We start from the raw sequence: 9058 nt of genomic DNA on the forward strand, positions 1-9058 counted from the left end.
AGCCGGCGGTGATACCATGCCGTCGCTGTGTAGGTCGGCAGGAACAAGATATAGGGCAAATCATTCCCCGGCGCGAAGTCGAGCGTCATGAAGTTGAGCACGACAGAGACAAGCATGATGCCGTTCAGATACAACCCATGCCGCTCCTGCAAGTAGCCGGCCAGCCCGGCGGCGCGGGTTGTGCCATAGCTCTCGCCGATCAGAAAGCGCGGCGATGTCCAGCGGTGATAGCGCGAGGTGTAGAGGCGGATGAAGTCGCCCACTGACTCGATGTCGGGCTTGAAGCCGTGGAACTGCTTATCCGGCTCGCCGGGCACGGCGCGGCTGAAGCCGGTCGTCACTGGGTCGATGAAGACGAGGTCAGTCTTGTCCAACAGGCTGAAATCGTTGTCCACCAGGCGATAGGGCGGGGGCAGCGGCCGGCCGTCGGCCTCCAGGACGACGCGCCGCGGCCCCAGCAGCCCCAAATGGAGCCAGACCGAGGACGACCCCGGTCCGCCGTTGAAGGAGAAGGTGATCGGTCGCGCGGCCAGGTGTTCGGCCTCGGTCGCGCCCGGCGCGCGGTCGCGTGTGTAGGCCACGAAGAAGATGGCCGCTTTGGCCTTTTCACCCTCCTTCTCATCCTCATGCTTCAGGATGATGCGCCCGGCCGTAGCCGTGTAGGTGATCGTCTGCCCGCCGACGACGATGGCATGGCTTGTCTGTGACAATACATCGGCCGGCGGTGGAAGCTCAGCTTTCCGTTCCGCTGGGGTTGGTTGTGGCTCATCCGCTTGCGTCATGGTTGCAACTCCTGGTCTCTTGAACTGTTCCCTTGTCCACGAAAATCAGCGTCATCCGCGTCATCAGCGGGCTATTCTCCCGTTAATTCCCGCCAATGCCACCAGACCATGACCATCGCCAGCGTGTCTAGCTGGCAATACTGCCGCAACAACTGCCGCCAGCGTTCCCATTCCAGTGTGGCGTTGGCCGCCAGCCGCTCCATCATGGCATAATAGGCCAGAATAGCCCCATTGCCCTCGGCCACCGACACCGCCCGGCCGCCGTTAACCCCGTCCTCGTCGATCATCAGCGGCGGCAGCGCCCGGTAGGGGCTTTGCAGCTTGCCGTCTACCTCCAGCGCGTACTGCGGCAGGCGCGCTCGCACCGCCGGGTTGGCCCGCCACACCGCGTCGGCCACGACCTTCAGCGACGTGCGCCCGCCCATACGCGGGTGGAAGTAGTGCTTCAGCGTCAGCCGGTTCATGTCCACGATGCGGTCGCTTTCGGTCACGTCGTCGAGCCACTCCAGCAGGCCGGCGTCCCCCTCGCCGCGCTCCGCCAGTTGGCGACGGACGGCCCGCAGCACGGTGCGCTCGTGGGTGGCCCAGACGAGGATGGAACCCTCGTCGCCCACCTGTCGCCGCAGGGCGGCGGCAAAAGCGGCATGCGGGTACGCTTCGGTCGGCTGGATCCATTCGTAGTGGCGGGGCGGCGCGCCGGCGCTATCCATCGTCTGGCAACACCACTGGAAGGCCAGCACTTCGAACGGCCGCATGCCCCGGTAGCGTGGGATGGCCGGCGTGCACGTCTCGAAATCGACGAAGTGGAGCGGGAAGCGCCAGCCGCGCAGCGCCGGGCCTAGTTCCTCATCAATCCACTCCTGGTTGCTGCGGGTGTGGCTGATCTGGATGCGCTGGCGCCGGGCGTGTTCGCCGATGGAGCCGTCCTGGCGCGTCAACTGCCTCTCCGGCACGTCGTAGAGGCTGGTCTTGCCCGCGGCGATGAGCGCGTCGGCCAGCCGCTCCTTGCGCCCGCCCAATTCGCCAACGCGGTAGAGGTCGAAGAGGTGGGGTGACGGGTCGGCCAGCGGCCCCCAACACTCGTGGAAACCGCGCTGGTCGCCGTCGGTCACGCGATATTCGCAGTTGATGCAGTTGGTAGAGATAGAGCCGTTCACTCGTTGTGGGACAGGAGCGATAGTACCAACGAACTCATCCGCCCTGCGGCGCACCTCATCCTGCACCAATTCCACCTCGGCGGCCACGTTGAGTTGCACCAGGAAGGGGGAGCGCCACACCTCGCGCGGGTCGCCGATGAAGTCGACGGCCGGTAGCGGCGCGTCCCAGCCAGCCCGCGGGCGCGGTCGCACGACAAACTGCCGGTGCAATCCATCGACCGCGACCGGCCGGCCGCTGTCGAGCATCAGCAGGTAGGGGACGACGCGGAAGCCGGGAAAAAGCTCGCGCAGCACGTTCGCCTGAAACGCGGCGTCCTCGACGTAGGGTTGCCACTCCCGGCGAAGCTCGCCCGGCTTGCGCGCGGCGCGCAGCAGGCCCGGCTGGCCGGCCGCCAGCAGCTCATCGTGCTGCTGCCGGTCGAAGCTATGGGATTTGACCTCGATCAGTTCCAGGGTGTTCCCGCGCCGGGTCAGGATGTCGACGCGGGCCAGCTTGTTGCCGCTGATGAAGGTCGCTTCAAACAGCGCGCAGGGATCGCGCTCCAGCGCCTTCATCGTTTCCCACACGGCATCTTCCACGTCAGACCGGAAGCCGATCCAGCAGCCGTCGGGCCACAGCGTGCGGGCCAGCGCCTCCAGCAGATACCCCTGGTCGGCCAGCCATTGCAGATACTCGTCGCCATCCTCGCGCGTCGGGTAGCCCTGCTTGCGGTAATACAGCTTGGTCGGACAGGTGCGGGCGACCTTGAAGTCCGACTTGGTCAGATAGTGATCCTCCATCACGCCTCCTGTTGGCGGGGACTTCAGACCTGACAGGTTTCGGAGCGACTGGAGGTCGCCAACCCTTCAGGTCTGGCCCATGCTCAATTCTAACGCGCCAGATCGCCACGGCTAGTCAAAATCTGCGCCATCTGCCGTCATGCCGGTATAATCGTGCCGATGAAGGTCGCAGTTCTGTCCGACATTCACGGCAACCTGCCCGCCCTGCGGACGGTGGTCGAGCACATTGATCGCTGGTCGCCCGACACCGTCATTGTTGGCGGCGATATCGTCAACCGCGGGCCGCTGTCGGGCGCATGCCTGGAGCTGGTCGCCCAGCGGCGCGAGGCCGATGGCTGGCGGTTGCTGCGCGGCAACCACGAGGAGTTCGTGCTCGACTGCGGCAATCCCGACCGTCCCTTGTCTGGGCCGGGCTATGAGACGACCCAGTTCGCCCACTTCGCTCTGGCCCAGGTCGGCGGGAACGCGGAACTGCTGCGCCTGATGTCCGACGCGTTCGAGCGGGCCGCGCCCAACGGCGACCTGTTGCGCATCGTTCACGCCTCCATGCGCAACAACCGCGACGGCGTCTACCCGGCCACGCCCGACGAGGAGTTGCGCCGCCAGATCGCGCCCGCGCCGGCCGTCTTCGTCACCGGCCACACCCACCGTCCCCTCATCCGCCGCGTCGATGGCACGCTGGTGGTCAACATCGGCTCCGTCGGCGCTTCCTTCGACGACGACCGGCGGGCTGCCTACGGCCAGTTCACCTGGACGAAATCGGGCTGGTCGGCTGAAATCGTGCGCCTCGACTATAATTACGCTCAGATCGAGGTAGACTACGTCGAGTCCGGCTTCCTGGCTCAGGGAGGCGCGCTGGCCCAACTCATGCTGGTCGAGTTGCGCAAGGCGCGCGGCCTCATTTTTCGCTGGGCCAGCCGCTATCAAGAGGCGGTGATGGACGGCCGCCTGACGCTGGAAGAGAGCGTGCGCCATATCTTATGCGACGATGACGTGCGACCCTTCACCGGCCCGCCCGGCTGGTCGTTGTAAATGTCATTAACCACAGAGTACACAGATTTAGCCGATGTCGTTGTGAATAATCTGTATAATCTGTGAATCTTTGGTGGTTCCTTAACAGGGAGGATAGGTACTATGACCAAGAGCAGTCGCGACAGCATCATTGACCGTTTCCAGCAGCACCGGCGGGTTCGCCCGGCTGCGCCGGCCTACTACGAGAAGCTTGGCGACGCCTGGGCGCCGACGCTCTGGGAGGAGTACGTCGGCCAGGTGCGCACGGCGGCCCGGGCCTTGATCGCCCTCGGCATCCAACCGGGGGATGTCATCTGTATGTTGGGCTTCAACCGGCCGGAGTGGGTCATCGGCCAGTTGGCGGCGATGATGGCCGGCGCGGTCGGCGCGGGCATCTACGCCACCAACAGCCCGCCCGAGGTCGAGTACATCCTCAACCACTCCGAAGCGCTGGTCGTCATCCTGGAGAACGAGGCGCAGTGGAACAAGGTCAAGCAGGTGCGCGGCAATCTGACGCACCTGCGCCACGCCGTGCTGATGCGCGGCACGCGCATCGATGACCCGCTGGCAATGACCTGGGACGACTTTCTCGGTTGCGCCGACGCCGCGTCCGAGGCCGACCTCGATGCCCGCATCGCCGCCATCGAGATGGAGCAACTGGCGAGCCTCATCTACACCTCCGGCACGACCGGCCCGCCCAAGGCGGTCATGCTGTCGCACGATAATCTGGCCAGCACAGCGCGCGTGGGCAAGGAGCTGTTCAAACTGACGCCCCACGACGTGCTGCTCTCCTACCTGCCGCTGTCCCACATCGCCGAGCAGATGTTTACCATCCACACCGCGGCGACGGTTGGCTTTCCAGTCTACTTTGCCGAATCGATGACCAAGCTGCCTGACAACCTGCGCGAGGTGCAGCCGACTATCTTCTTCGGCGTGCCCGGCGTGTGGGAGCGCTTCCGCGCCCGCGTGCAGGAGCGGCTGAACGAGGCCCACGGCGCGCGCAAGCGCATCGCCGAGTGGGCGCAGGGCGTCGGCTACGAAGTGACAGCCGTCCGCAATGCCGGCGGCGAGCCGAGCGGCGCGCTGGCGGTCAAGTACCGGCTGGCCGACCGATTGGTCTTCTCCAAGGTCAAGCCGCTGCTGGGCTTCAGCCGCGTGCGCTCGGCTGTCTCCGGCGCGGCGGCCATCGACAAGAGCGTGCTGGAGTTTTTCAGCGGGCTGGATGTCATTGTCTTCGAGGTCTACGGCCAGTCGGAAGGTTGCGGCCCGACTACCTTCAACCGGCCCGGCGCGACCAAGTTCGGCACGACAGGCCAGGTCTGGCCGGGCAGCGAGGTCAAGCTGGGGCCGGATGGCGAAATCCTGCTGCGCGGCCCCAACGTCTTCATGGGCTACTACAAGGATGAGGCTACCACCCGCGAGACCTTGATCGACGGCTGGCTCCACTCCGGCGACCTGGGCCGCTTCGACGAGGATGGTTTCCTCTACATCGTCGGCCGCAAGAAGGACATCATCATCACCTCTGGCGGCAAGAACATCGCCCCGCGCAACATCGAGGCGGCGCTGAAGAATCTGGAGTTGGTGGGCGACGCCGTCCTGGTCGGCGAGGGGCGCAAGTATCTGTGCGCGTTGCTGACGCTGGACACGGACGCCGTCCTGCGCTTCGCCGAGGCCAACAACATCACGGGCGGCGAGTTGCACGCCCACCCGGCATTGCTAGACGCCATCCAGGCCGGCATCGATGAACTGGTCAACCCGCAGTTCGCCCGCGTGGAGCAGGTGCGCAAGTTCACCGTGTTGCCGCGCCCCTTCACGATCGAGGGCGGCGAGCTCACCCCTTCCCTCAAGCTCAAGCGCAAGGCCATCTGCGACATGCACCTCGACGAGATTGAGGCGATGTACGCGGGAGAATAAATGAACCACGGATTTTCACGGATTTAACGGATGAAACGGATTGAACATAGGGATCAATCCGTTTCATCCGTTAAATCCGTGGTGAATTCATTCCTCTCTACGAACCTTGGCGAAGATGTAGGTGTCGCGCAGGTGGCCGAAATGATCGCGCGCGTCGCAGTGGAAGGTGGCTTCCAGGGGGTAGCCGGCGCGACGGGCCACAGCCGCGCTGCGCTCGTTCTTCACGTCGCAGCGGATCTCCACCCGCCGCGCGCCCAGCGTGTCGAAGGCGAAGTCGGTGATCCCTTTAACCGCCTCGGTGACGTACCCCTGCCCGGCGTAGCTTGTGCGCACCCAGTAGCCGATCTCGAACTTGGGTACGTTCCAGTCAATGCGGTGCAGGCCGCTGCCGCCAATGATGGCCCCGGTCGCTTTATGCACCAGCATCAGCCACAGGTCTTCGCGGGCCAGGAACTTCAGTTGCCCCTCGCGCACGCGCACACGATACCACGCCTCGGTTGGCACCTCCATGGCCCAGGGCATCCACGGCTTTAATTCCTCTTGCGACTCAACGACAGCCGCGTGCAGCGGCGCGGCATCTTCCGGCAGCGGCCCGCGGATGATGAGGCGCTCCGTTTCGAAGCTATAAGGGAAGTCGCGTAGTATCGGGTTCTCCACCAAATCCTCCATAGAAACCGAGTTTCTTCTGAGAAACTCGGTTTCTATCATGATCTTATCCCCCCGCAGCAGCAATATCCTTCTCGATCAGAATAACCGGCGACCCGCCGATGGGGTAGATGGCGTTGGGATAGTTGCTGAACGGGTACGGGTTCCGGTTCGTCGCCGCGGGCAACTGGATGGTGTAGTGGCCGTCCACGGCGGCGATGGGCTGCGTCCGGCCGTCGGCGAAAACCAGCGTCGCCCGGCCGTCGGGGCTGGTGGCGTCGATGACCGCCGTCTCGGCCCGGCCGCACAACGTCCACATGCCGACGACACGCTCCTGCGTGGCCGGGCGGTAGAAGGCGATCCACTCCTGCGGCGGGGCCTGGACGATGCCGCCGCCCGGGTTCTCTACCGGGCACGCCTTGGCTGCCCCCTCCCGCTTGCGCCAGTAGGGCATGACGTTCTGCACGTGGCGCGTCAGGACATTATAGGCCGCCTGCGTCAGCCGCGGCGAGGCGGGCTGTGGGTGCTGGCGGAAGCAACTCATGTCGGTCGGATTGGTGTAAAGCCCGTTGGCATCGCCGGCGCAGGGCTTGCCCTGGTACTCGCCGTTGGCGTCGCACAACTCGCCGTTGTGGGGTGGGAAGTCGGTGCCGGCCGGCTGGTTGCCGCAGCCGTCGTACAACTGGAAGTGGAAGACGCCGTCGGCCCCGGCGAACAAGGCGTAGAATGCCGACTGAATCACGTAATCGGCCTGTTCCTTCGTCGTGGCCCGCAACGCGCTCTGCGGGTCCCAGACTGGGCCGGGGTAGTCGTCCCAGGCGGGCACGCCCGACTCGTTCAGCCAGATAGGCTTCTCGAAGCCGAAGTCGCGCATCGTCCCCAGGGCGCGGTAGACGTGGTACCACGATTTCCAGGCGTGGAAGTAGCTGTGCGTTGCCAGGATATCGTGATAGAAGCCGTACTGCGCCGCGGCCGGGTCGGCAGCCAGGATGGTCAAGATGTCCTGGTAGTAGCTGGCCTTGGCGACGTTGTTGGCCAGCCCGGCGAAGAGCACCTGCGCGGCGGGGTCGGCTTGCTTGGCGGTCAGGTAGCCGACCTTGAGCAGCCGGGCGTAATCCTCCTTGGAGGCGTCCCAGAAGATGTTCAGATCAGGCTCGTTCCACATTTCCCAGTGGGTGACGCCAACGCCGAGCGGCCAGCCTTCGGCCTGGGCCAGTACGCCGCCGGGCTTGTAGCGATTGACTGCCAGCCAGGTGAAGTTGGCCCACTTGTTTGCCGGATTGACAAGCTTGCCTGGCCCCGGCGTGTCCGTGCCGTCGCTGAAGATCGGCTCGTAGAGGCCGACAGGTGTGGCCCGCTCGACCGAGTCCAGGCTGAGTGTGCCCGGCCGCGGCCGGGGTGGCCGGCTGGCGCGCACCGCGTCATCGGTGGTGTAGAAGCCCGGTGTGCCCAGCAGGATGGCGTTCAGCTTCAGCCCGTGGGTCAGGTCGGCCCGCACCGTCGCGTCCTGCGTCGCCCAGTCGAACGCGCCCGGACTCTTCTCAATGTTGAACCAGTAGAGCGGCCACCGGTTCCAGGTCGCGCCGGTTGCCAGGCCGTGCTGGTACTGCTGTTCCAGCGAACCGGTTGTGCGTCCGCTGCCGGGGACGCGGTCCTCGGCCGAGCTGATGAACACGACGCCGTAGAGCGGCCCGATGGGAGCTGGCGGCGCCTGGATGGGCACGACCGGTTGGTAGATAAGCCCCACGGCCTGATCGTCGGCGACCGACGGACGGGGGGCCAGGATGAGGATGGCGGCGCAGAGCGCCGTCAGGGCCGCGGCCAACTGCCAGCCGCGGCGGTATAGGGGGGTGCTCGATAGGTGATTGTCCCTCATGATCCATTACTCCAGGGTGGACTTCCTGTGCCGCCAAGTGTAACACCGGTCGCCAGTGCGACCCACTTTCCGAAGTGGGTTGCACCTCCAACCTCTGGCAGGCTATCTCGCCACAGCCTGACAGGCTGTGCTACAATGCGCGCTATGTCGTCGCCTTTCGCGTGGGGCCGTTCTCTCTGGCGCTCGCTGTACATTCGCCGTCGCTGGCTAACCGTCGGTCTGGGCGTTAAGCGCTGGTTGCTGCTGTTGGCGCTGGGCGCGGCGGCCACCAGCCTGGGCTGGGCCTACATCCTGTTGACCATGAACGATGTGGGGTGGTTGCCGCCCGGACTCTACGATCTGCTGACATTGCAGGCCCTGCCCGTGCCGCTGCGCGTGTTGCTGCCGCTGGCCGCCGGCGGGCTGATTATGCTCGTCGCCGTCATCATGCTCGGCCAGACGCTGGTCGCGCCGCTGCGCACCGGAGAAGCGGCCGTCGTTGATTCGCTCTACCAACACCGGCTGCGCGACCGCGGCCCGCGTATCGTCGCCATCGGCGGCGGCACGGGACTGCCCAGCCTGCTGCGCGGCCTGACCGCCTATACCAGCAACATCACTGCCATCGTCACCGTGGCCGACGACGGCGGCAGCAGCGGTCGTCTGCGCCGCGAACTGGGCCTGCTGCCGCCGGGCGACTTCCGCAACAACCTGGCCGCCCTGGCCCGCGACGAGACGCTGATGACGCAGGTGCTCCAGTATCGCTTTGGCGGGACGGTTGGGTTGAACGGCCACGCCGACGCGCTATCCCCGGCTGACGGGAAAGAGGGCCAGACGTTGCAGGGGCACGCCTTTGGCAACCTGCTGCTGGCGGCCCTGACCGGGATCACCGGCAGCTTTGACGAAGCGCTGTTGGC

6 protein-coding genes and 1 pseudogene are annotated in these 9058 nt (G+C 65.5%); 3 read left to right on the top strand and 4 right to left on the bottom strand.

Features of this window, described 5'->3' with window-relative positions:
- Positions 1–782 (bottom strand): annotated as a pseudogene (locus tag ACE3UY_RS01265) (peptidase S10); the annotation flags it as partial.
- A gap of 71 nt (positions 783–853) precedes the next feature.
- Positions 854–2719: a DUF2779 domain-containing protein gene (locus ACE3UY_RS01270; protein ID WP_374685737.1), complete on the bottom strand. Its 1866-nt coding sequence runs from the start codon at positions 2717–2719 to the stop codon at positions 854–856.
- Between the two features lie 159 nt (positions 2720–2878).
- Between ACE3UY_RS01270 and ACE3UY_RS01275 the strand changes: the two genes are divergently transcribed.
- On the top strand, positions 2879–3751 hold the full coding sequence (locus tag ACE3UY_RS01275) for a metallophosphoesterase (RefSeq protein WP_374685738.1): 873 nt from the start codon (positions 2879–2881) through the stop codon (positions 3749–3751).
- Between the two features lie 102 nt (positions 3752–3853).
- Positions 3854–5644, top strand: coding sequence for a long-chain fatty acid--CoA ligase (locus tag ACE3UY_RS01280; protein ID WP_374685739.1), 1791 nt, complete (start codon positions 3854–3856; stop codon positions 5642–5644).
- Positions 5645–5731: 87 nt separating this feature from the next.
- On the opposite strand, the gene ACE3UY_RS01285 is transcribed toward ACE3UY_RS01280, so the two are convergent.
- Positions 5732–6352 (bottom strand): GNAT family N-acetyltransferase, encoded by a 621-nt coding sequence (locus tag ACE3UY_RS01285; protein ID WP_374685740.1) that lies wholly within the window; start codon positions 6350–6352, stop codon positions 5732–5734.
- Between the two features lie 4 nt (positions 6353–6356).
- A complete protein-coding gene (locus ACE3UY_RS01290) occupies positions 6357–8165 on the bottom strand; it encodes a hypothetical protein (protein WP_374685741.1) in 1809 nt (602 codons plus the stop codon).
- Positions 8166–8309: 144 nt separating this feature from the next.
- Here ACE3UY_RS01290 and ACE3UY_RS01295 point away from each other — a divergent pair.
- The coding region (locus ACE3UY_RS01295; protein WP_374685742.1) for a 2-phospho-L-lactate transferase CofD family protein at positions 8310–9058 on the top strand (749 nt) is incomplete at its 3' end.

The sequence above is a fragment of the Promineifilum sp. (SeqCode) genome, from assembly GCF_041918635.1.
GTDB lineage: Bacteria > Chloroflexota > Anaerolineae > Promineifilales > Promineifilaceae > Promineifilum.